This is a genomic window from Pseudomonas sp. SWRI111, from assembly GCF_014268555.1.
In the GTDB taxonomy this organism is placed as follows: domain Bacteria; phylum Pseudomonadota; class Gammaproteobacteria; order Pseudomonadales; family Pseudomonadaceae; genus Aquipseudomonas; species Aquipseudomonas hamedanensis.
Window position 1 is genome coordinate 91,790 of record NZ_JABWQQ010000002.1, and the last position, 23,507, is coordinate 115,296.

A 23,507-nucleotide genomic window follows, 5' to 3' on the forward strand; every position below is an offset into this window, starting at 1 on the left:
CCTTCGCGAGCAGGCTCGCTCCCACAGGAGGTTTGCGGCGGACGGAAAATTTGTATCCACCGCAGATCAATGTGGGAGCGAGCCTGCTCGCGAATGGATCGAGAGGACGATACAGATCTCAGATCCGCCAGAACGGCTTCAGCCCTTCCTCCCGCGCCTGCTCCCGGGTCAGCCCGACATCCTTGAGCTGCTCCGGCGTCAGCGTCAACAAGGCCTTGCGCGTGTGCCGACGATGCCAGAACAGACCCCAGAGGCTCAGGCCGGACGGCGCGCTGCGCATCAGATTGCGCGCATCGTTGCGCTGCCCTGCCGCCAGTTCCTGACTGTGTAACGTCAGCCGCACATCGCTCAAGCCGTTCATTTTCGTAGCTCCTGTTTACTTGGGTAGCAAGAGATTCCATGATGCGCGGGCGAGCAAAACCATTACAGACGCAAACAAACTGTATTAACCCCATACAGATTTGCCGATTTGCTGACTGAATGATCGATTTTTGCCGCATCTGTACTGGTTTTAAGCCAACCCGCACCGAGGCAGTGATGACTCTGTATGTGAACCTCGCCGAATTGCTCGGCACCCGCATCGAACAAGGCTTCTATCGCCCAGGCGACCGTTTGCCGTCGGTGCGAGCCTTGAGCGTCGAACATGGCGTCAGCCTCAGCACGGTGCAGCAGGCCTATCGCATGCTCGAAGACAGCGGCCTGGCCACGCCAAAACCCAAGTCGGGCTACTTTGTGCCGGTCGGTCGCGAACTGCCGGAACTACCGGCCATTGGCCGCCCGGCGCAGCGGCCGGTGGAGATTTCGCAGTGGGATCAGGTACTGGAATTGATCCGCGCCGTCCCGCGCAAGGACGTCGTGCAGTTGGGTCGTGGCATGCCCGATGTCGGTTCGCCGACCATGAAGCCGCTTTTGCGCGGTCTGGCACGGATCAGTCGCCGGCAGGACATGCCCGGTCTGTATTACGACAACATCCACGGCAATCTCGAACTGCGTGAACAGATCGCGCGCCTGATGCTCGATTCCGGTTGCCAGTTGAGCGCCAGCGAGCTGGTCATCACCACCGGTTGTCACGAAGCGCTGTCCACCAGCATTCACGCGATCTGCGAGCCGGGCGACATCGTCGCGGTGGATTCGCCGAGTTTTCACGGCGCCATGCAGACGCTGAAGGGGCTGGGCATGAAAGCCCTGGAAATCCCCACCGATCCCCTCACCGGCATCAGCCTCGAAGCGCTGGAACTGGCGCTCGAGCAGTGGCCGATCAAAGTCATTCAGCTCACGCCGAACTGCAACAACCCGCTCGGCTACATCATGCCCGAGTCGCGTAAACGCGCTCTGCTCAACCTGGCGCAGCGCTTCGACGTGGCGATCATCGAAGACGATGTCTACGGCGAACTGGCCTACACCTACCCGCGGCCACGCACGATCAAATCGTTCGACGAAGACGGCCGGGTACTGTTGTGCAGTTCGTTTTCCAAAACCCTGGCGCCGGGGCTGCGCATCGGTTGGGTCGCGCCGGGGCGATACCTCGAACGCGTGCTGCACATGAAATACATCAGCACCGGATCGACCGCGCCGCAACCGCAGATCGCCATTGCCGAATTCATCAAGGCCGGGCATTTCGAACCGCACTTGCGGCGCATGCGCACGCAGTACCAGCGCAATCGTGACGCGATGATCGACTGGGTCACCCGCTACTTCCCCGCCGGCACCCGCGCCAGCCGTCCGCAGGGCAGCTTTATGCTGTGGGTGGAACTGCCGGAAGGCTTCGACACCCTGAAACTCAATCGCGCGCTGCACGACCAGGGCGTACAGATTGCTGTCGGCAGCATCTTTTCCGCTTCGGGCAAGTACCGTAATTGCCTGCGCATGAACTACGCGGCGAAACCGACAGCACAGATCGAAGAGGCCGTGCGCAAGGTGGGCGCAGCGGCGATCAAGCTGCTTGCCGAGAACCCCGCCTTCTGACGCCGGAACGCCTCAGCGCAGGACAAACTTCAGTTCGCTGTCGAACCGGGTCAGGTCACTGACCCGCGTGTCGGCTGACGCAACGCCGGCCTCAAACTCCAGCTCGATTTCCATGCGCTGGCCTTCAACGCCTGCGTCCGCAATCGCTGGCACCAAGCGGACGCCCGGACGCCAGACGCGCGCATCGGGTTCTTCCCCCTGTCCTTCGCTAAGCCATTGCACCGCTTTGCCATCGAGCCGCACCGCCAGCACCCGCACCTGAAGCGTTCCGGCGCCGAAGCGGTAATGCCCGGCGTCGGCTGCCGCACCCACCAGCTCCAGACGCATCAAGCGGCTCCGCTCGCACTGGACATGAGCCTGGGCCCGCCGCAGACCAAAACTCAACGGGTCACTGTGCACTGATTGCGCCAGCAATTGCCCGCGCGTCGTCGAGCCAAAATCGATGGCCGCCGGGCCGAGCCTGACCGTGCATTCGGCGTGCGCCGGCGCTGGAAAAACGAACATCAGCAAGCTCAACGACAGCCCGCTCAACGCAATGGCTTTCAATCCTCGCATGGTGCTTTTCCTTTTTCAGACAGTGCGGCAGATGGCTGTGGCGGATTCATAGAGCGTGTCGAGGTCACGCGCCTCGTCCATGGCGAACTCAAGGTTGCACCGTTGGCCGTCCGCCAACAGCACGTGCAATTGCAGGTCTGGCTGCACGTCCGACAGAAAAATCCGCCCGGCCTCCAGCACGCTGGTGACGTATTGCCCCTGCTCGTCGAACACCCCGACACCCTTCTGTATGAGTACGTTGTCTGCCGTGCGCGCTTGTAGAAGCACACGTCGCGCGGTGACGATGTCGAAGGCCAGATGTGCTACCGCGTTACGTCCGATCTCGATTTCCTGATAAGCGTTGTGTACGTCGACATTACGCCCAAGGCTCGCGGTATCGAGTTCAACCCGCCCTTTGCTGTAGGCCGGCAGACTGGCCGCGACGGCGTGGCCGGCGTAGTCCGTCCAGACCGGGCCGCGCGGGGTGTTGAGCTTGATCCCGGCACTGTCGCCCGCCTTGAGCAAGGCGAAGGTATCGCGTAACGAATAGGGCGACAGGGTCACGCCTTGCGCATGCAGCAGCACCCCGCCACGCAGGCCCACGTCATAGCTCTGGTCGCCCGCCCCGCTGTGCGCGTAGCCGATGTCCAGTTGACTGTAACGTGGCAACAGACTGACCCGGGTGTTATAGCCGACCCGGCCGTGATCCGGTCGCTCGGCGCCGACGCTATAGGCCAGGTTATCGCTCAATTGTTCATTGAATCGCAGACCGCTGCGCGTGCCGCTGAGCTGATCATTGCGAACGTAGCCGCGCATGGCCTGGCGAGCACCCAGGGGCAGGCTGACGCTCAGGTAGACCGCCATCCCCCGCGCATCGTCCTCGGAGTCCGCGACATCGCGCTCTACCGTCAAGGACACGCTGGTCCGGCGCAGTAGCTGCGACCAGGCCACCGCCACTCTGGACGTGGTCGAGCCGTCGAACATGGCCATTCGTGAGTAGCTTCCAGACAACCCGCCCAGCGCATGGCTGCTGACACTCAGGCTCGCCGTCAACTGATCGCGTACTCGTTGCAAGGGCTGATCATGGCGCGGATCCCAGGTGGTGTCCGACAACGTGCGGAAATCCGCGGTCTGGCGGGTCATTGCCAAACTGGCTGACAGCGCTTCGCCGAGCAGACCATTGGCCGTCCAGCGCATCTGCGTCCCAGCCAGCGCCTGATCTTGCACCCGGGAGACCACTTGCCGCCCGCCCAGCACCAGACGATCGCCGACGGCTGTTTGCACGGCCCAGCCCACGGCCTCATACCCCGCGCCGAGCATCGCTCCACCCGTGGCCTGCCAACGTGGACCAAAGCGCCAATCCTTACTCGCGGCGACAAATGATGGCGCATCACGCTCGTCCCCCGAATAGCGTCGGACTTGCCCGGCGGCCAAGCCATAACCCGCCGTCCGCCCCGGCAGCGCACCGCGCAGTTGCGTTGCCGGCACAATAAAACGCCGCTGCTGGCCGCTCTCCTCGTGCACCGTGACTTCCAGATCCGCGCTCTGACTGAGCAACGGCAGCCCCACCAGGGTAAACGGCCCGCTGGGCACCACGGTGGTGTAGATAAGCGCGCCGCTCTGGGTGACTTCGATCCGGGCGGAGGAATAGGCAATGCCCTCGACTCTGGCACCGGCGCTGTCCTCGTCCAGCTCCATCAATGCCAGCTCCGGCTGCAATTGCAGGCCGTTGAAAGACTCTGCGGAAAACAGCGGCGAGAGCATGTTCAGTTGCCCTAATTGCAGGTTTGCCTGGTAACGTTCAAAGGTGTGCGAAGCATAGGCATTCAAGTGTTCGACGCGCCCCTCGCCGCCGGACTCGCTATACCCTTGGCGGCTTCGAAACGCCCAATCTGCGGTGTTCAGGCCCAACTCGGCATTGAGGCTACGGTACTGCGAGGATTGCCCGGCATAGCGGCTACCGAGCATCAACGCGTCGTAATTGATGAGACCCGCCGTACCGCCATTGGCAAAACTGCGCCGCGTCGGGCTATCCGGCAACAGGGCATCGGTGGGCACCAGCAGTTCGACGTGGCCACGGGCGGGATCGGCCTGCACAACGGCGTGGGTAAAACGCCGGGCAAACAGCTCGCATCCCGGCTCGGTTATTGCGCCGACGCGATCCAGGTGGCTGATGCCGCCACGCTCGAGCAACGAGGGCGAAAAACACAACTCGCCCTCGGCATCGAACGTCACCTGCAACCGCCCCTTGGGCACGCCATTGACCGCCAGTGTCACCGTCTGCGGGCCCTCGCGAAAGCGCGGCGCCTGGCTGAAATACTCGGCCAGGCGCGGATCCAGCCCGCGCGACCTGAGCAGACTCTGATCGAACTGCACGCTGGCCGGCGCCGCACTGCCCATCGATGAATAGCCCAATGCGCCCGCCAGCAAGAGCCCGGCACCGCAACCCGGTCGCATCAGTCCGGTCCCAACGGGGCATCAAAGTGCGAAACGGCGAAACCGTAAGTGGTCACCGGGTACAGACGTACCTTCGTCTGCGCCTGATCCGGCGCGGCAGGCCCGGTCAATGTCAGGGTTTCGCCGGGCAGGACGTAAGTGCGCCCCAAGTCCATCGCTTGCGGTTCCGGCAGCAACGTCACCGAGTGTCGCAGGCGTACGACATATGGACTGGGATTGCGCACCTGGAGACGGTCGTCCTGGCGCGACCAGCGCAAATGCTTCCATGGCTCGCGATCGACCGGCAGGTTCGCCGGGCGCAGAATCGCCGGGATATTCTGCCGCACACTCAGATCCACCCGCGCCTTGCCCGTCGAATCCTGCGGCGCGATCCCTTCGAAGACCACACGTTTGAGACGCTCGGTCTTCAACGGCTCGGCGCTGCGCAGGATGAATCGCACCCGCTGGGTGGCGCCAGGTTCAACCCGGGCTACGGGCGGTGTGAGCAATAACAGGGACTCGGTGTCCTGCGGTACATCTTGGACCGATGTGTGCAGCAGCGCCGGGTGTGACTCGCTGTTGGTGACATTGATTGCCGCCTCGCCCACTCCTTCCTCCAACACCATGACCGGTGTTTCCGGAACCATCCCCGCCGCCTGGCTCGCACCCGGCAGCCATGAAACAGCCAGCAGCACGCTGGCAATGACGTTGCGCACGAAGGCGTTCATCTCGTTTCCCACAGGCACGCGCGCAGCCGGGATTGATGCCGGAGCCGCGGGCCAATTCGTTGTTTTGATTGAACGTAACAGGTCCGAAAAAAAACCGGCGCCCGTCGAAAGTCACTGCGGTTTTTCAGCACTGCCAACCAAATGCATGGCAGCAGTGCGCGTCGCGTCAGAGGTAGAGCAGCTCGAATGTCGCCGAACCGTTGAGGGCGATTTCGGAGGTGATCGGAAGGTCCTGCGAGGGCCCGATGACCGGCACCAGCGTCATGGGAAAGATATGCACGATACCCGGTGTCGGGCCTGCGGCGAGGGATGCGCCCCACGAGTAGCGAAGATTGCCTCCCTCGGCGTTCTTGCCCACCAGTGTGGCCGCATCGGGGCTGTCCCAGTTGTCCATGCCCCCTTGCTTGTACATGACCATGGACGGCTGACCATCGACGGTGGGTGTACCGAAGCGCAGACCGTAGCCACCGATCTTGGCGCCGGCCACTTCGCCAATGCCGTAGATGTACATCGCCCAGTCCGTGCCATCGACAACAATCCCGGGCAGCTGAGTACTCGCCTGGTTGTCGTGCACTTTAATTGCCATGGGCGCGTTTGCCGAGCAATTGACGCTAAGCGTGATGTTGTGGTTTTGCAGCTCGGTCTGCCGGTCGCGGTTCAGCGAACTGGCGGGAATATTGCCCAGCTCCACGGTATTTCCCCCGGAAAATCCAGGGATGCATGAGGTCGGGATGATGGTCCCGGTGATCGACAGATCCGCACTATCGGCCATGGCCAATGTCGGTATCAGGGCGCTTGCGACAGCAATTGCACGAAAGGTTTTGCGCATGAAAATTCTCACTCCATAAGAATCGAAAGATGACAGCCAAGTGGATTTCTTCTGCATGAAAAACGGAAATGTCCTTCTCTGCGTTGTCATTATTCCGATTACTTGCGCCCAGCGATGTAAGAGGAGGTAACAATGCATGTTGGAAAAATCGCTGCAACACGTAGCTGATCAGAGCCGGAAAATTCATCAGTTTGTTGAATACCCTGCATCCGCCCGACAGTCACAGACTACAAACCGCTCTGCCCTGCCCCACGGATCGACTGCCCTGGCCGCGAACAACACTTCATCGCCGGCGTGCCATACTCCAGACCCCACCCCTGAGCGGAGAAATCTGACTTGAGAATCGGACTCCCCCAGCCGCTGGTACCGTTGCTCTTGCTGCTACTTGCCGGTTGCGCGACTGTTGATGTCCCTCGGCAACCCAGCCAGGCTTTGCCGGCGAAAGAGTCAGCGTTCGGCCGTTCGATTCAGGCGCAGGCTGCCCCCTACAAAGGGCAATCGGGGTTTCGCCTGCTCTCTGACAGCGGCGAGGCGTTTACCGCCCGGGCGGAGCTGATTCGCCATGCCCAGGTCAGCCTCGATTTGCAGTACTACATCGTCCATGACGGCATCAGCACGCGGATGCTGGTGGATGAAGTGCTCAAGGCTGCCGACCGCGGCGTGCGTGTGCGCATCTTGCTCGACGACACCACCAGCGATGGCCTCGATCAGATCATCGCCACGCTGGCGGCGCATCCGCAGATCCAGATTCGCTTGTTCAATCCACTGCACCTGGGGCGCAGCACTGGCGTCACGCGGGCGGCGGGACGGCTGTTCAATCTGTCCGTGCAGCACCGACGCATGCACAACAAACTGTGGCTGGCAGATAACAGCGCGGCCATCGTCGGCGGGCGCAATCTGGGCGATGAATATTTCGACGCCGAACCCAATCTGAATTTCACGGATATCGACATGCTCAGCATCGGCCCGGTGGCCGAGCAGCTCGGGCACAGTTTCGACCAGTACTGGAACAGCGCGCTGAGCAAACCGATCGACGAATTCCTCTCCAGCCAACCCACCGCCAGGGATCTGCAGAACACGCGTACACGCCTTGAGGAGTCGCTGGAAGAAACCCGCAAGCAGAACCACGCGCTGTATCAACAACTGATGAAATTCACCACCGACCCGCGCATGGACATCTGGCGCAAAGAGCTGATCTGGGCGTGGAATCAGGCGTTGTGGGACGCACCGAGCAAGGTGTTGTCAAAGGGCGAGCCGGATCCGCACCTTCTGCTGACCACGCAGTTAGGCCCGGAACTGACCGGGGTGAGCAAAGAGCTGGTCATGATTTCGGCGTATTTCGTGCCGGGCCAGCCAGGGCTCGTCTACCTGACCGGGCGCGCCGATGCCGGGGTTGCCGTGAGCCTGTTGACCAATTCGCTGGAGGCCACCGACGTGCCAGCGGTGCATGGCGGCTACGCGCCCTATCGCAAGGCCTTGCTGGAGCATGGGGTAAAACTCTATGAGCTGCGGCGCCAGCCTGGGGATAACTACGGCAGCGGGCCGCGAGTCTTCTACAGCCGCTCGTATCGCGGCTCGGATTCCAGCCTGCACAGCAAGGCGATCATCTTCGATCGACGCAAATCGTTTATCGGCTCGTTCAATTTCGATCCGCGCTCAGTGCTGTGGAACACCGAAGTCGGCGTCCTGGTCGACAGCCCGGAACTTGCCGAGCATGTGCGCGCACTGGCGCTGCAAGGCATGGCGCCGACCTTGAGTTACCAGGCAAAACTTGAACACGGCCAGGTTGTCTGGGTCACCGAGGACAACGGCCAGATGCATACGCTGACCAAAGAACCGGGGAGCTGGTGGCGGCGCTTCAATTCATGGTTCAGTACCAGCGTAGGGCTTGAGCGGATGTTGTAATCAGACAGGGGACTAATTGTGGCGAGGGAGCTTGCTCCCGCTGGGCTGCGCAGCTGCCCCAAAGATCTTGTGAGCGCTGCGCACTCAAGCGGGAGCAAGCTCCCTCGCCACATTGTTTATCCGAAACGCCGTATCAGGCAGGCTCGGTCATCGGGCCGAAAGCGCCTTGGCGCAATAACAGCAGCACCAACCCGAACGCCCCCACCGCCATCAGCAGCGGCAACGCATGCCCGTTGATCCACTGACTCCCCGCCCCCGCCGCCAGCGGCCCGACCAGACAACCAACGCCCCACAGCTGGGCAATATGCGCATTGGCCCGCACCAGCGCGTCGTCGCGATAACGCTCGCCAATCAGGATCAGCGAAAGGGTAAACAAGCCGCCGGCACTCGCACCGAACAGCACCCACAATGGCCAGATCAGCAGCGTATCGAGTAACGCCGGTATCGCCAGACTCGACAGCATCAACACCACCGCACAACCGGCAAACAGCGTGCGTCGCGACAGATAATCGGCCAGGGCGCCAATCGGCAACTGCAGCAGTGCGTCGCCGACCACCACGGTGCTGACCATCGCCAAAGCGATGTCCGCCGAGAAGCCCTGTTGCAGGCAATACACCGGCAACAAGGTCAGGATCATCGCTTCGAACGCGGCAAACAACGACACCGCCCAGGCAATCGCCGGCAACTCGCGGGCAAAGCCCCACAACTCGCTGAAGGTTACGCTGCTGGCCTCACTGCTGGGCGCGCCACTGCGCCCCAAGAGCAACAACGGCGAGACCGTCAGCAGACCCACCCCCACCCAAAAGCCGTAATCATGCTCAGTGCCGAGCGCCCCCAGCAGCAGCGGACCGGACAGTTGGCTCAACGCGTAGCTGCTGCCATACAAAGCAACCAAGCGCCCGCGCCAGTTTTCGACCACCAGTTGATTGATCCAGCTTTCGCCCAGAATAAACACGATAGTCAGGATCACGCCGATCATCAGGCGCAACACCAGCCAGATCGGGTAGCTCGGCAACAGCGCCAGCAAACCGATCGACAATGCCCCGGCCCACAGGCACAGACGCATCAGGTTCGCCGTGCCGAAATACGCGGCGAGGTGGCTGGAAACCTTCGCGCCCAGCAACACCCCGATCGCCGGCATCGCCGCCATCACACCGATGGCAAACGAGCCATAACCCCAGCCCTCCAGGCGCAACGACACCAACGGCATGCTGACCCCAAGGGCCAGACCGACACTCAAGACAGACGCCAACACGGCGAAATACGTCGCCCACCGCATGTTCCACGCTCCTGTGGATTGTTTCTATGCACACCACAAACCAGTGTGGGAGCGGGCTTGCTCGCGAAGGCGGTGTGTCAGTTAGCCAATCTGCTGATAGTAAAACCGCTTTCGCGAGCAAGCCCGCTCCCACAGGGGATCTCTGCATGGCTCGGGAGCTTGATTGAATCAGGCTCCCTGAACAGTTACAGCTTGATCCAAGTCGCCTTCAGCTCGGTGTATTTGTCGAACGCGTGCAGCGATTTGTCGCGACCGTTACCCGACTGCTTGAAGCCACCGAACGGTGCGGTCATGTCGCCGCCGTCGTACTGGTTGACCCATACGCTGCCTGCGCGCAAGGCCTTGGCGGTCAGGTGCGCCTTGGAAATATCCTGAGTCCACACCGCTGCGGCCAGACCGTATGGCGTGTCGTTGGCAATCTGGATGGCTTCTTCGGCGGTATCGAAAGCAATCACCGACAGCACCGGGCCGAAAATTTCTTCCTGGGCAATCTTCATGGCGTTGCTCACGCCGTCAAAAATCGTTGGCTCAACGTAGGTGCCACCGGTTTCCTGAAGGATGCGCTTGCCGCCCGCGACCAGTTTGGCGCCATCGCTGTGACCGGATTCGATGTAGGACAGCACAGTGTTCATTTGCTGGGTGTCGACCAGCGCGCCGACGTTGGTCGCCGGGTCCAGCGGGTTACCCGGTTTCCAGGTTTTCAACGCCTCGATCACCATCGGCAAGAATGTGTCCTTGATCGAACGCTCGACCAGCAGACGCGAACCGGCGGTGCAGACCTCGCCCTGGTTGAAGGCGATGGCGCTGGCGGCGGACTCGGCGGCAGCTTGCAGGTCCGGCGCATCAGCGAAGACGATGTTCGGGCTCTTGCCGCCAGCTTCCAGCCAGACGCGCTTCATGTTCGATTCGCCGGCGTAGACCATCAGTTGCTTGGCGATTTTGGTCGAACCGGTAAATACCAGCGTATCGACGTCATTGTGCAGACCCAACGCCTTGCCGACGGTGTGGCCATAGCCCGGCAGCACGTTGAGTACGCCTTTCGGAATTCCGGCTTCAACGGCCAACGCAGCGATGCGGATAGCGGTCAGCGGCGATTTTTCCGACGGTTTGAGCACCACTGAGTTACCGGTCGACAGCGCCGGACCGAGTTTCCAGCAAGCCATCATCAGCGGGAAGTTCCACGGCACGATGGCAGCGACCACGCCCACCGGCTCACGCGTCACCAGACCCAATTGGTCGTGCGGGGTCGCCGCGACTTCGTCGTAGATCTTGTCGATCGCTTCACCACTCCAGCTCAGCGCCTGCGCTGCGCCCGGTACGTCGATGTACAGCGAATCGCTGATCGGCTTGCCCATGTCGAGGGTTTCGAGCAGCGCCAGTTCTTCAGCATGCTGTTTCAGCAGGCTGGCGAAGCGGATCATGGTGGCTTTGCGTTTGGTCGGCGCCAGGCGCGACCAGACGCCGGAATTGAAAGTGGCGCGGGCGTTTTCCACGGCACGGTCGGCGTCGGCGGCGTCACAGCTGGCGATTTTGCCGAGCAGACGGCCATCGACCGGGCTGATGCATTCGAAGGTTTCGCCGGAGACGGCGTCGGTGTATTCGCCATTCAAAAAGGCGCGACCTTCGATTTTCAGATCGCGGGCGCGTTGTTCCCAGTCGGCACGAGTCAGGGTGGTCATTCGGGTGTCCTCCTCTTATTGAATACAAGCGCTGCGGCGCTCTTCAAGAATACTGCCCGGCCAGCCAGCACTTTCGGCCCAAGGCACCCGCCACCCTAAACCAGCGGCCGGGTTTGTTTCAATATATTTGACATAAGCCTGCGATACGGCCTTGCGGTGTTCATTTTAATAAACATAGACTTTGGCCCATTCCAGCCAACGCGCCGTCATTACGGGAGAAAACAACAATGAACATCCAGAACGTCGTCGACATCAGCCTGGCCGGCAGCGAAGCCGAGCGCTATCGCCCGGACCCGACCAAAGTGCTCAAGGGCGACCCTGAGCAGGCGGTGTTTCACCAGTACGACAGCCCATGCGGGCAGATGGGTGTGGGTGTGTGGGAAGGCGCGGTGGGTCAGTGGACGGTGAACTACACCGAGCATGAGTATTGCGAAATTCTCCAGGGAGTTTCGGTGCTGCGTGACAGCGACGGCAATGCCAAGACCTTGCGGGTGGGCGATCGCTTTGTGATTCCGGCGGGGTTTCGCGGGACGTGGGAAGTGCTGGAGGCTTGCCGCAAGGTTTATGTGATCTTTGAACAGAAGACTTGAGAGGTGTGTTGGTTGATCTGACCCTATCGCGAGCAGGCTCACTCCTACATTTGGAATGCGTTCCCCTGTAGGAGTGAGCCTGCTCGCGATGAGGCCCCACCAGACACCGCATAATTCAAGGGCAACAAAAAAGGCCCGCATCTCACGATACGGGCCTTTTTCGCAGTCAGGAAAAATCAATTACTTGATTTTGCCTTCCTTGTACATCACGTGCTTGCGAACAACCGGATCATATTTCTTGATCTCGATTTTGTCCGGGGTAGTACGCTTGTTCTTGTCGGTAGTGTAGAAGTGACCAGTACCGGCGCTCGAGATCAAACGAATCAATTCACGCATGATTAGCTCCCTTAAATCTTGCCATCGCGGCGAAGTTCGGCGAGCACGACAGTGATGCCACGCTTGTCGATGATACGCATGCCTTTGGCAGATACGCGCAGACGCACAAAACGTTTCTCTTCTTCAACCCAGAAGCGGTGATGCTGCAGGTTCGGCAGGAAACGACGACGGGTTTTGTTGTTTGCGTGGGAAATGTTATTCCCAGTCACCGGACCCTTACCGGTAACTTGACATACTCTCGACATGCCTCAGCCCTCTAAAACCACATGCCCAACCCGGCATGGGTTGGCCGCTTAATCTCTCAGTCATTTGGCGCCAGGCGCCGCGTTTCTTTAGAGGTCTTACCGGCTACACCTACAGTGAAGGAACCGGGCCCCTAGAAAAGAGCGCTGCTTTATACCAGAAAGACCGGGGAGCAACAACAATCGGTGTGCAATCAATCGGCAAAAAGGCGTTTTTTCCCGCTGCGAGCGCCTTGGACAAAGGCCGCAACCGATTTTGACCACTCGTCGCAGAAATCCCATCCTACAGGGGATTCAGACTTTTCATCACGCCGTTATCGAGCGGAACCGCATCAGCATGCCCCTGAAAATGCAAAAAGGGGATAGTCATTTGCAATCCAGAGCTCTAGGGTAGGACTTTTCCAGACTGCACTTGCAGATGGGCCTTCGATCTGTAAAGGAAACCGACCATGCGCCTCGCTGCCCTACCCCTGTTGCTCGTCCCGTTCCTGCTCAGCCCATTGGCCCAGGCCGCCGCGTTGAGCGTCTGTACCGAGGCCAGCCCTGAAGGGTTCGATGTGGTGCAGTACAACTCGCTGACCACCACCAATGCCTCGGCTGACGTGTTGATGAACCGCCTGGTGGATTTCGATACCGCCAGCGGCAAGGTGGTACCGAGCCTGGCCGACAGTTGGGAGGTCAGCAGCGACGGTCTGGCCTATGTCTTCAAGCTGCGTCCGAAAGTGAAGTTTCACACCACCGATTACTTCAAACCGAGCCGCGAGCTGACCGCCGAAGACGTAAAATTCAGTTTCGATCGCATGCTCGACCCGGCCAACCCGTGGCACAAAGTTGCCCAGAGCGGCTTCCCCCATGCGCAGTCGATGCAACTGCCTGCGCTGATCAAAAAGATCGATGCGCTCGACCCGCTGACGGTGCGTTTCACGCTTGATCACCCGGATTCGACCTTCCTCGCGACCCTGAGCATGGGTTTCGCCTCGATCTATTCCGCTGAATACGCCGACAAGCTGATGAAGGCCAACGCCACGGACAAGCTCAACAGCCAGCCGATCGGCACCGGGCCGTTTGTGTTCAACCGGTTCCAGAAAGACGCGGCGATCCGCTACAAGGCCAACCCGGATTATTTCGGTGGCAAGCCCTCGGTCGATCCGCTGATTTTTGCCATCACCCCGGACGCCAACGTGCGCCTGCAAAAGCTGCGGCGCAATGAATGCCAGATCGCCCTGTCACCGAAACCATTGGACGTACAGGCGGCGCTGAAGGAGCCGACGTTAAAAGTCGAAAAGACTGACGCATTCATGACTGCTTTCGTCGGCATCAACAGCCAGCACCCGCCGCTGGACAAGCCGGAAGTACGCCAGGCGATCAACCTTGCGTTCGACAAGGCCAACTACATCAAAGCTGTGTTCGAAGACACCGCCGAAGCAGCCAACGGCCCTTACCCGCCGAACACCTGGAGCTACGCCAAGAACCTGCCGGGCTACCCGCACGACGTAGCCAAAGCCAAGGCGCTGCTGGCCAAGGCCGGTTTGAAGGATGGCTTCCAGACCACCATCTGGACGCGTCCGTCAGGCAGCCTGCTCAACCCGAACCCGAGCCTCGGTGCGCAGATGCTGCAGTCGGATCTGGCCGAGATCGGCATTCAGGCGGAGATCCGTGTGATCGAATGGGGCGAGCTGATTCGTCGCGCCAAGGCTGGCGAGCATGACCTGCTGTTCATGGGCTGGGCCGGCGACAACGGCGACCCGGACAACTTCCTCACGCCGCAGTTTTCCTGCGCGGCGGTGAAGTCCGGCACCAACTTCGCGCGGTACTGCAACGCCGATCTGGACAAACTGATCAGCGCCGGCAAGACCACCAGCGAACAAGGCGTGCGCACCAAGCTGTATGAACAGGCACAGGCGCAGATCCAGCAGCAGGCATTGTGGCTGCCGTTGGCGCACCCGACGGCGTATGCACTGACGCGCAAGGATGTGCAGGGTTACTCGGTGAGCCCGTTTGGCCGGCAGGACTACTCCAGGGTCAACCTCAAATAACCCGTCCTGCACAAAACCTGTAGGAGTGAGCCTGCTCGCGATAGCAATCTTCCAGTCACCGCATGGGTTGACTGAAATACCGCCATCGCGAGCAGGCTCACTCCTACAGGGGACCGCGTTGTCTTTGAGAGCTACATCCAGCCGCACTCCGCCATCGACAACGGCTCGCCATCGCCAATGATGAAATGATCGAGCACCCGCACATCGATCAGCTCCAGCGCCTTTTGCAACCGTTTGGTCAGCACACGATCCGCCTGACTCGGATCGGTATTACCGGACGGATGGTTATGACAGAGAATGACGGCCGCCGCGTTATTGGCCAGCGCCCGCTTCACCACTTCCCTTGGATGCACACTGGTGTTGTCGATCGAGCCGCGAAACAGCGCTTCGAAGTTCAACACCTGATGTTTCGAATCCAGGAACAGGCAGCCGAACACCTCGTGCGGCTCATGCCGCAGCATGGCCTTGAGGTAGTCGCGTACGACCTGAGGGTTTTCCAGCGCGGGTTTCTGCCGCATTCGTTCTGCCAGATGCCGCCGCCCCATTTCCAGCACCGCCTGTAACTGCGCATATTTCGCCGGCCCCAGGCCCAACTGCTCGCTGAACGAGCCAAGATCGGCGTCGAGCAGAACGCGCAGGCTGCCGAATTGGCTCAAAAGGTGTCGCGCCAGATCCACAGCGCTTTTGCCGGAGACTCCGGTGCGTAGAAAAATCGCCAGTAATTCGGCGTCCGAAAGGCTTCCCGAGCCCTGTTCCAGCAGTTTCTCCCGCGGCCGTTCCGCCGCTGGCCAATCGCGAATACTCATACACACTCCCTGTCTGTGGGCGCCGCTGTTCCGTAGCGGTCGCTGTGATATCTTAGCCCATCTTTTTTGCGGTCGATTCAACCCTGGGGAGGGGCATCGCACTGCAGTCATCAACGAAATGAAAGGCAGACCTATGCAGCGGCTGTATCGGAAACGCATCGTTCTGGGCGTCGGCGGCGGCATTGCGGCCTACAAGAGCGCCGATCTGGTTCGCCGCCTGATCGACCAGGGCGCCGAAGTGCGCGTGGTCATGACCCATGGCGGCGCCGAATTCATCACCCCGCTGACCATGCAGGCCCTGTCCGGCCACCCGGTCCATCTGGACTTGCTCGACCCGGCCGCCGAAGCCGCCATGGGCCACATCGAACTGGCCAAATGGGCCGACCTGGTGCTGATCGCCCCGGCTACCGCTGACCTGATCGCCCGCCTCGCCCAAGGCATCGCCAACGACTTGCTGACCACGCTGGTGCTGGCCACCGACGCCGTCGTCGCCGTTGCGCCGGCAATGAACCAGGCCATGTGGCGCGACCCGGCGACCCAGGCCAACCTGCAAGTCCTCCAAAGCCGTGGCCTGAAGACCTTCGGCCCGGCCTCGGGCAGCCAGGCCTGCGGCGACGTCGGCATGGGCCGCATGATGGAAGCCACCGATCTGGCGCTGCTCGCCGCCGATTGCTTCCAGCGTCTGGCCCTGACCGGCAAGCATGTGGTCATCACCGCCGGCCCGACCCAGGAAAACATCGACCCGGTGCGCTACATCACTAACCACAGCTCCGGAAAAATGGGTTTCGCCCTCGCCGAAGCGGCTGTGGAAGCCGGCGCCCGCGTCACCTTGATCAGCGGCCCGGTGCATCTGCCGACCCCGGATCGCGTCACGCGCATCGATGTGGTCAGCGCCCGCGACATGCTCGCCGCCTGTGAGTCGGCGATCCCGTGCGACGTCTTCATCGCCTCCGCTGCGGTGGCGGACTACCGCCCGGAAGTCGTCGCCCCGCATAAACTCAAGAAAGATCCTACGAGCGGTGACGGCTTCGTCCTGCAAATGGTGCGCAACCCGGACATCCTCGCCACCATCGCGACCCGTCCCGACCGTCCGTTCAGCGTCGGCTTCGCCGCCGAGACCGAACACCTGCTCGACTACGCTGCACGCAAGCTGAAAGACAAGAATCTCGATCTGATCGTCGCCAACGACGTGGCCAACCCGAGCATCGGTTTCAACAGCGAAGAAAACGCCTGCAGCGTCATCGACCGTGAGCTGCACGCCACGGTTTTCGCCCAGACCAGCAAGAGCAAGATTGCTCGCCAACTGGTCACTTTTATCGCCGAACGTCTGAACCAGGTTTAATTTACATGCACGCTTTGCAAGCCAAGATCCTCGACCCACGCATCGGCACCGAATTCCCGCTGCCGCAATACGCCACCCCGGGCTCAGCCGGCCTCGACCTGCGCGCAATGCTGGAACAGGACATCGTGATCAAACCGGGTGAAACCGTGCTGATTCCCACGGGCCTCTCGGTGTACATCGGCGACCCGAACCTCGCGGCACTGATCCTGCCGCGCTCGGGCATGGGCCACAAACATGGCATCGTCCTGGGCAACCTGGTCGGCCTGATCGACTCCGATTATCAAGGCCCGCTGATGGTGTCCTGCTGGAACCGTGGCCAGAGCGATTTCACCATGACCGTCGGCGAACGTCTGGCGCAACTGGTGCTGGTTCCGGTGGTGCAGGCGCATTTTGAAATGGTTGAAGAGTTTGTCGAGACCGAGCGCGGCACCGGCGGTTTCGGCCACACCGGCACCCAGTAGCGCAGAAACACTACTGTGGCGAGGGAGCTCGCTCCCGCTGGGCTGCGCAGCAGACCCAAAATCTTGTGGGCGCTGCGCACCCAAGCGGGAGCAAGCTCCCTCGCCACAAATTTTGTGCAATGGATGGCGCACGGTTAAGCGCGGAATATCAAGGTTTTGCTGGCCGCAAGCCACGCCAGCCGAGGTGTCATGGCCCTTTCATACCACGAACTCTCTGTGGAAAACGCCGTCATACCCTTCAGTTTGAGCCTGCCGTCGAACGTTTCGCCGGTCTGTCCCGCCCTTTCGAGATGGAGCATTTCCGCAGATGAGCACCCCCGCCAAGATCGCCCCGAAGCTGCCTGACAGCATTTTCCGCGCCTACGACATTCGCGGCACCGTGCCGGAATACCTCAACGGTGAAACCGCTTACTGGATCGGCCGCGCCATCGGCTCGCAGAGCCTGGCCCAGGGCGAGCCGAACGTGTCGGTCGGTCGTGACGGCCGCCTGTCCGGCCCGGAGCTGGTCGCGGAACTGATCCGCGGGATCGCCGAAAGCGGTTGCCACGTCAGCGATGTCGGCCTGGTGCCGACGCCGGCGCTGTACTACGCCGCCAATGTGCTGGCCGGCAAGTCCGGGGTCATGCTGACCGGCAGCCACAACCCGTCGAACTACAACGGCTTCAAGATCGTGATCGCCGGCGACACCCTCGCCAACGAGCAGATCCAGGTGCTGCACGAGCGCATCAAGAACAATGACCTGAGCAGCGGCCAGGGCAGCGTCACTCAGGTCGAAATCCTCGACCGCTACAACACCGAAATCGTCCAGGACATCAAACTGGCCCGCCGCCTGAAAGTCGTGGTCGACTGCGGCAACGGCGCGGCCGGCGTGATCGCTCCACAACTGATCGAAGCGCTGAATTGCGAAGTGATCCCGCTGTTCTGCGAAGTCGACGGCAACTTCCCGAATCACCATCCGGACCCGGGCAAGCCTGAGAACCTCGTCGACCTGATTGCCAAGGTCAAGGAAACCAACGCCGATATCGGCCTGGCCTTCGACGGCGACGGCGACCGCGTCGGCGTAGTGACCAATACCGGCAGCATCGTCTACCCGGATCGCCTGCTGATGCTGTTCGCCCGCGATGTGGTGGCACGCAATCCGGACGCGGAAATCATCTTCGACGTCAAATGCACCCGTCGCCTGGTGCCGCTGATCAAGGAATACGGCGGTCGGCCGCTAATGTGGAAGACCGGTCACTCGTTGATCAAAAAGAAAATGAAACAATCCGGCGCGCTGCTGGCCGGTGAAATGAGCGGGCACATCTTCTTCAAGGAGCGCTGGTTCGGTTTCGACGACGGCATCTACAGCGCCGCACGTCTGCTGGAAATCCTCAGCAAGGAAAAATCCACCGCGGAAGAGCTGTTTGCCACCTTCCCGAACGATATTTCCACGCCGGAAATCAATATCCATGTGACCGAAGAGAGCAAATTCAGCATCATTGATGCACTGCACGATGCTCAGTGGGGCGAAGGCGCCGACCTGACCACCATCGACGGCGTGCGGGTCGATTACGCCAAAGGCTGGGGCCTGGTGCGCGCCTCCAACACCACACCGGTGCTGGTACTGCGTTTCGAGGCCGATGACGAGGCTGAATTGCAGCGCATCAAGAATGTGTTCCACACCCAACTGAAACGCGTTGCACCTGATCTCCAACTACCGTTCTGATCCACCCGGAGCCCTGAATGACCCTCGAACGCGAAGCCGCCGCCAACACTGCCAAGGTCCTGTCCGAAGCGCTGCCTTACATCCGACGCTATGTCGGCAAGACCCTGGTAATCAAATACGGCGGCAACGCGATGGAAAGCGAGGAGCTGAAAACCGGCTTCGCCCGCGACATCGTGCTGATGAAAGCCGTGGGCATCAACCCTGTGGTCGTGCACGGCGGTGGTCCGCAGATCGGTGATCTGCTCAAGCGCCTGTCGATCGAGAGCCATTTTGTCGACGGCATGCGCGTCACCGACGCGGCGACCATGGACGTGGTGGAAATGGTGTTGGGCGGTCAGGTCAACAAAAGCATCGTCAACCTGATCAACCGCCACGGCGGCAGCGCCATCGGCCTGACCGGTAAAGACGCCGGGCTGATTCGCGCGAAGAAGCTCACTGTTACCCGCCAGACCCCGGAGATGACCCAGCCGGAAATCATCGACATCGGTCATGTCGGCGAAGTGGTCGGGATCAACACCGAGCTGCTGAACCTGCTGGTCAAAGGCAACTTCATCCCGGTGATCGCGCCGATCGGCGTGGGTGAAAACGGCGAGTCATACAACATCAACGCCGACCTGGTGGCCGGTAAAGTCGCCGAAGCGCTGAAAGCCGAGAAGCTGATGCTGCTGACCAACATCGCCGGCCTGATGGATAAGTCGGGCACCGTGTTGACCGGCCTGAGCACACAGCAGGTCGACGACCTGATCGCCGACGGCACGATCTACGGCGGCATGCTGCCGAAGATCCGCTGCGCACTGGAAGCGGTTCAGGGCGGCGTCGGCAGCTCGCTGATCATCGACGGTCGCGTACCGAATGCGATCCTGCTGGAAATCTTCACCGACACCGGCGTGGGCACGCTGATCAGCAATCGCAAGCGTCCATAAGCGCCAGCGCCAACAAAAAGACCCCGCTCAGCCTGACTGTGCGGGGTCTTTTTTTACCGCAAAACCCAAGTGGAAGAACCCATGTGGGAGCGAGCCTGCTCGCGAATACCCACTTCCATTCAACATTGATGTCGGCTGGCAGGACGCTTTCGCGAGCAGGCTCGCTCCCACAAAAGCCGGCGCTTAAACGCCAAACTGGGCGCGGTACGCTTCCACGGCCGGCAGGTGCTGCTTGAGCTGCGGATCGTCGGCGAGGAATTCCAGCACCTGATTCAGCGAAACAATGCTGATCACCGGGATACCAAAATCGCGCTCCACTTCCTGGATCGCCGACAGCTCGCCGTTACCACGCTCCTGACGGTTCAGAGCGATCAGCACGCCGGCGGCCTTCGCGCCGTCCTGGGAGGCGATGATCTGCATCACTTCACGGATGGCGGTACCGGCGGTGATCACGTCATCGATGATCAATACGTCACCGGTCAGCGCCGCGCCGACCAGGCTGCCGCCTTCGCCGTGGGCCTTGGCCTCTTTGCGGTTGAAGCACCATGGCAAGTCACGCCCATGATGTTCGGCCAGCGCAACGGCAGTGGTCGCTGCCAGCGGGATGCCTTTGTAGGCCGGGCCAAACAGAACGTCGAAAGGGATACCGCTTTCGGCGATGGCAGCGGCGTAGAAACGCCCCAGTTGCGCCAGGGCCGAACCCGAGTTGAACAGGCCGGCGTTGAAGAAGTAGGGACTGGTGCGTCCGGACTTCAGGGTGAACTCACCGAAGCGCAAAACCCCGCGATCGATGGCAAAACGAATGAAATCGCGCTGATACGCTTGCATGAAAAAACCCCAAATACCACGGATTTAGCTAATTAGCTTGACGCCGTGTATCATACACGCACGCGATTTTTGGGGCCATTTATGCGGATCATCAGTGTGAACGTCAATGGTATTCAGGCTGCAGTCGAGCGTGGTTTGCTCAGTTGGCTGCAAGCACAGAATGCCGACGTCATCTGCCTGCAGGACACCCGTGCCTCCGCCTTTGAACTGGATGACCCAGCCTTCCAACTGGATGGCTACTTCCTTTATGCCTGCGATGCTGAAGTCCCTGCCCAAGGTGGCGTGGCTTTGTATTCGCGGTTGCAACCGAAGGCTGTCATCAGCGGTCTCGGTTTCGAGACGGCCGACCGCTACGGGCGCTACCTGCAAGCAGATTTCGACAAAGTCAGTATTGCCACCTTGCTGCTTCCTTCGGGGATGAACGGCGATGAGGACTTGAACCAGAAGTTCAAGCTCATGGACGATTTCGGCAAGTACCTGGACAAGCAGCGACGCAAACGTCGCGAGTACATTTATTGTGGCTCGCTGTATGTGGCGCAGCAGAAGCTGGACATCAAGAACTGGCGCGACAGCCAGCAATCTCCAGGCTTCCTGGCGCCGGAACGCGCCTGGATGGACGAGATTGTCGGCAACATGGGCTATGTCGATGCCCTGCGCGAAGTCAGCCGTGAAGGCGACCAGTACAGCTGGTGGCCGGACAACGAACAGGCCGAGATGCTCAATCTGGGCTGGCGCTTTGACTACCAGATTCTGACACCTGGCCTGCGGCGCTTTGTGCGCAGCGCACGCCTGCCGCGTCAGCCTCGGTTCTCGCAGCATGCGCCGCTGATCGTCGACTACGACTGGACGCTGACCATCTAAGTCGTATCGCAGCCATTAAAAAAGCCCGCACCGTAAGATGCGGGCTTTTTTATGCGCCTCGTACTAGACGGAGGCAAAAAATGGCAAGGTCAGATAAAGCTTGATCACGATAACGTTGATGATGTCGATGAAAAAGGCGCCCACCATCGGCACCACCAGAAACGCGATCTGCGACGGCCCATAGCGCTGCGTCACTGCTTGCATGTTGGCAATGGCCGTCGGCGTGGCACCCAGACCGAAGCCGCAATGCCCCGCAGCGAGCACGGCGGCATCGTAGTTACCGCCCATCACCCGGAACGTTACGAAAATCGCGAACAGCGCCATGACCAGCGCCTGCACGGCCAGAATAATGAAGATCGGCAATGCCAGCGCCGCCAGATCCCACAACTTCAGCGACATCAGAGCGATCGCCAGAAACAGCGAGAGGCTGACATTGCCCAGCACAGAGACTTCACGTTCGAATACCTGATACAAGCCAAGCGCTGATAGCCCGTTACGCAACACCACGCCTACAAACAGAACACAGACAAAGGTCGGCAATTCGAAGACAGTACCGTGAAGCAAGCCATTCAACAGGTTGCCCGCGAGCAGGCTGACGGCAATCAGCGCCAGCGTTTCAACGAAGGAAAAGGGCGTGATCGAACGTTCCTTGTTCGGCTGCTCAAAACCTCTTGGTAGTCGCGGCACTTGTTGCGGACTGCAACCCGGCACTTGCACGCGCTTGATCAGCAACCTGGCAACGGGCCCACCGATGAGACCACCCAGGACAAGACCGAACGTCGCCGAGGCCAGCGCCAGTTCCGAAGCCGAGGCCAAGCCATATTTCTCGCTGAATACCGTGCCCCATGCAGCGCCGGTACCGTGGCCGCCGGCAAGCGTGATCGACCCCGTCAGCAAGCCCATCAACGGATCGAGCCCGAGCAGGGTTGCCAAGCCGATTCCCATGGCATTCTGCACCACCAGCAATCCAATGACCGCCAGCAGGAAGACCCCAACAATGCGGCCACCCTTTTTCAGACTGGCAAGGTCCGCACTCAATCCAATCGTGGCGAAGAAAGCCAACATCAACGGTGTTTGCAAGGACGTATCGAAGCGCACCTCAATATCAAAGGTGCGCAATATCAACAGGAGCAAGGCAACCACCAGGCCGCCCGCTACCGGTTCAGGAATATTGTAACTTCGCAAAAAGCCAACACGCGTAACAAGTCCGCGCCCGAGCAGTAATACCAAAGAAGCGGCCACGAGCGTGCCGTAAAAATCGAGCTGAATCATGTGGATTATTCTTTGCTGAATATTCACGAGGCGAGCGTTTACCTGAGCTCGACTGGTGAATTGGCTGATTGTCTCAACACTGATTTCCGGGAAATTCAATAACCGTCGATGGCTTGAACATATCGAAATGTTTCAATCGAAACATTGCACGAACAACTTTAACAACCCTCTCACGCTAATAACAAGGACAGGTATAAGCACTTGCTCGCTCAGTTGTGACCAAAGGTGTAATGGCGAAACATGGATTAATAATTAGCAAACCGCACATCGCCAAGAGATTATTCCTACAACAAAAAAACAATTATTCAGTTGCACAAACAAAAATGCCCCGACAAGTCAGGGGCATTTTTAATATTACAAATCAGCGGACCGTTACTTGATCAATCGCCAAGTGAACGGATATCGGTAAGGAAAACCTTCGTTGGCTTTGACACCTGCAATAATCGTCAGAACCAAAGCAGCAATCGCGAGCAAACCAAACAGGAAGAAACCAATGATCAAAAGCATGAGCAGGAAGCAGATCATCGAAGCAATCGCGACAGTGATCTGAAAATTCAGCGCTTCTTTGCCCTGCGCATCGATGAACGGATCTTTCTCGCGCTTCATCTGCCACAGAATCAATGGTCCGATCAGATTGCCGAACGGAATCCAGATCCCCAGCAAGGCGGACAAGTGACAAAACATCGCCCACTGGCGAACCTCCTGGCTCGGCTTGGGCAGTAACTCTTGCTCATCACTCATCGCACTCTC

General features: G+C 60.2%; 21 protein-coding genes and 1 pseudogene. 9 read left to right on the forward strand and 13 right to left on the reverse strand.

Translation table 11 applies throughout. The features are described 5' to 3' along the window. Positions 1 to 118 precede the first annotated feature (118 nt). Complete coding sequence (locus tag HU755_RS03950) at positions 119 to 361, reverse strand: DUF1127 domain-containing protein (RefSeq protein ID WP_186619248.1); 243 nt, start codon at positions 359 to 361, stop codon at positions 119 to 121. Between the two features lie 176 nt (positions 362 to 537). Here HU755_RS03950 and HU755_RS03955 point away from each other — a divergent pair, with 176 nt between their 5' ends. Continuing rightward, on the forward strand, positions 538 to 1,965 hold the full coding sequence (locus tag HU755_RS03955; RefSeq protein WP_186630690.1) for a PLP-dependent aminotransferase family protein: 1,428 nt from the start codon (positions 538 to 540) through the stop codon (positions 1,963 to 1,965). 12 nt (positions 1,966 to 1,977) lie between these two features. On the opposite strand, the gene HU755_RS03960 is transcribed toward HU755_RS03955, so the two are convergent. From HU755_RS03960 to HU755_RS03975, 4 genes are all read right to left on the reverse strand, one after another. Beyond that, positions 1,978 to 2,520: a hypothetical protein gene (locus HU755_RS03960; protein WP_186630691.1), complete on the reverse strand. Its 543-nt coding sequence runs from the start codon at positions 2,518 to 2,520 to the stop codon at positions 1,978 to 1,980. 15 nt (positions 2,521 to 2,535) lie between these two features. After that, positions 2,536 to 4,956 (reverse strand): fimbria/pilus outer membrane usher protein, encoded by a 2,421-nt coding sequence (locus tag HU755_RS03965; RefSeq protein WP_186630692.1) that lies wholly within the window; start codon positions 4,954 to 4,956, stop codon positions 2,536 to 2,538. Then, positions 4,956 to 5,663 (reverse strand): fimbria/pilus chaperone family protein, encoded by a 708-nt coding sequence (locus HU755_RS03970; protein WP_186630693.1) that lies wholly within the window; start codon positions 5,661 to 5,663, stop codon positions 4,956 to 4,958. Before HU755_RS03970 ends, HU755_RS03965 begins: the two co-directional genes overlap by 1 nt. Positions 5,664 to 5,829: 166 nt before the next feature. Continuing rightward, positions 5,830 to 6,492, reverse strand: coding sequence for a DUF1120 domain-containing protein (locus HU755_RS03975; RefSeq protein ID WP_186630694.1), 663 nt, complete (start codon positions 6,490 to 6,492; stop codon positions 5,830 to 5,832). A 342-nt stretch (positions 6,493 to 6,834) separates the two neighbouring features. Between HU755_RS03975 and HU755_RS03980 the strand changes: the two genes are divergently transcribed. Further along, complete coding sequence (locus HU755_RS03980; RefSeq protein ID WP_186630861.1) at positions 6,835 to 8,397, forward strand: phospholipase D-like domain-containing protein; 1,563 nt, start codon at positions 6,835 to 6,837, stop codon at positions 8,395 to 8,397. A 133-nt stretch (positions 8,398 to 8,530) separates the two neighbouring features. Here the strand turns inward: HU755_RS03980 and HU755_RS03985 are convergent, their stop codons facing one another. Next, positions 8,531 to 9,676, reverse strand: a complete 1,146-nt coding sequence (locus HU755_RS03985; protein ID WP_186630695.1) for an MFS transporter — start codon at positions 9,674 to 9,676, stop codon at positions 8,531 to 8,533. Between the two features lie 185 nt (positions 9,677 to 9,861). Beyond that, the gene (locus tag HU755_RS03990; RefSeq protein ID WP_186549742.1) at positions 9,862 to 11,355 is read right to left on the reverse strand and encodes an aldehyde dehydrogenase; all 1,494 of its coding nucleotides are present in this window, start codon (positions 11,353 to 11,355) and stop codon (positions 9,862 to 9,864) included. Between the two features lie 227 nt (positions 11,356 to 11,582). On the opposite strand from HU755_RS03990, the gene HU755_RS03995 reads away from it, so the two are divergent. Next, positions 11,583 to 11,945 (forward strand): cupin domain-containing protein, encoded by a 363-nt coding sequence (locus HU755_RS03995; RefSeq protein ID WP_186630696.1) that lies wholly within the window; start codon positions 11,583 to 11,585, stop codon positions 11,943 to 11,945. A gap of 180 nt (positions 11,946 to 12,125) precedes the next feature. Here the strand turns inward: HU755_RS03995 and rpmG are convergent, their stop codons facing one another. Continuing rightward, positions 12,126 to 12,281: a 50S ribosomal protein L33 gene (gene rpmG, locus HU755_RS04000; protein ID WP_016772554.1), complete on the reverse strand. Its 156-nt coding sequence runs from the start codon at positions 12,279 to 12,281 to the stop codon at positions 12,126 to 12,128. 11 nt (positions 12,282 to 12,292) lie between these two features. Next, the gene (rpmB, locus tag HU755_RS04005) at positions 12,293 to 12,526 is read right to left on the reverse strand and encodes a 50S ribosomal protein L28 (protein ID WP_007920377.1); all 234 of its coding nucleotides are present in this window, start codon (positions 12,524 to 12,526) and stop codon (positions 12,293 to 12,295) included. Between the two features lie 446 nt (positions 12,527 to 12,972). Here rpmB and HU755_RS04010 point away from each other — a divergent pair, with 446 nt between their 5' ends. Next, complete coding sequence (locus HU755_RS04010) at positions 12,973 to 14,559, forward strand: ABC transporter substrate-binding protein (RefSeq protein ID WP_186630697.1); 1,587 nt, start codon at positions 12,973 to 12,975, stop codon at positions 14,557 to 14,559. 131 nt (positions 14,560 to 14,690) lie between these two features. On the opposite strand, the gene radC is transcribed toward HU755_RS04010, so the two are convergent. Next, positions 14,691 to 15,365, reverse strand: a complete 675-nt coding sequence (radC, locus tag HU755_RS04015) for a DNA repair protein RadC (RefSeq protein ID WP_186619256.1) — start codon at positions 15,363 to 15,365, stop codon at positions 14,691 to 14,693. A gap of 133 nt (positions 15,366 to 15,498) precedes the next feature. Here radC and coaBC point away from each other — a divergent pair, with 133 nt between their 5' ends. The 4 genes and pseudogenes from coaBC (at position 15,499) to argB (ending at position 19,796) form a co-directional block, all read left to right on the forward strand. Then, positions 15,499 to 16,707 carry a bifunctional phosphopantothenoylcysteine decarboxylase/phosphopantothenate--cysteine ligase CoaBC gene (coaBC, locus tag HU755_RS04020; protein ID WP_186630862.1) on the forward strand — a complete coding sequence of 403 codons (1,209 nt, stop codon included), beginning with the start codon at positions 15,499 to 15,501 and terminating at the stop codon, positions 16,705 to 16,707. 5 nt (positions 16,708 to 16,712) lie between these two features. After that, complete coding sequence (dut, locus tag HU755_RS04025) at positions 16,713 to 17,168, forward strand: dUTP diphosphatase (RefSeq protein WP_186630698.1); 456 nt, start codon at positions 16,713 to 16,715, stop codon at positions 17,166 to 17,168. Between the two features lie 301 nt (positions 17,169 to 17,469). After that, a pseudogene (locus HU755_RS04030) lies at positions 17,470 to 18,873 on the forward strand (phosphomannomutase/phosphoglucomutase); the annotation flags it as partial. 17 nt (positions 18,874 to 18,890) lie between these two features. Then, positions 18,891 to 19,796 carry an acetylglutamate kinase gene (gene argB / locus HU755_RS04035; RefSeq protein ID WP_150593448.1) on the forward strand — a complete coding sequence of 302 codons (906 nt, stop codon included), beginning with the start codon at positions 18,891 to 18,893 and terminating at the stop codon, positions 19,794 to 19,796. A 183-nt stretch (positions 19,797 to 19,979) separates the two neighbouring features. Here argB and pyrE read toward each other — a convergent pair whose 3' ends face one another. Further along, positions 19,980 to 20,624: an orotate phosphoribosyltransferase gene (gene pyrE, locus HU755_RS04040; protein ID WP_186630700.1), complete on the reverse strand. Its 645-nt coding sequence runs from the start codon at positions 20,622 to 20,624 to the stop codon at positions 19,980 to 19,982. Between the two features lie 81 nt (positions 20,625 to 20,705). On the opposite strand from pyrE, the gene HU755_RS04045 reads away from it, so the two are divergent. After that, positions 20,706 to 21,485 (forward strand): exodeoxyribonuclease III, encoded by a 780-nt coding sequence (locus tag HU755_RS04045; RefSeq protein ID WP_007920349.1) that lies wholly within the window; start codon positions 20,706 to 20,708, stop codon positions 21,483 to 21,485. 63 nt (positions 21,486 to 21,548) lie between these two features. On the opposite strand, the gene gltS is transcribed toward HU755_RS04045, so the two are convergent. Together gltS and HU755_RS04055 are read right to left on the reverse strand one after the other, a co-directional pair. After that, positions 21,549 to 22,757 (reverse strand): sodium/glutamate symporter, encoded by a 1,209-nt coding sequence (gene gltS, locus HU755_RS04050; RefSeq protein WP_186630701.1) that lies wholly within the window; start codon positions 22,755 to 22,757, stop codon positions 21,549 to 21,551. A gap of 372 nt (positions 22,758 to 23,129) precedes the next feature. Continuing rightward, positions 23,130 to 23,498 (reverse strand): DUF4870 domain-containing protein, encoded by a 369-nt coding sequence (locus tag HU755_RS04055; RefSeq protein ID WP_016772541.1) that lies wholly within the window; start codon positions 23,496 to 23,498, stop codon positions 23,130 to 23,132. Between the last annotated feature and the right edge of the window lie 9 nt (positions 23,499 to 23,507).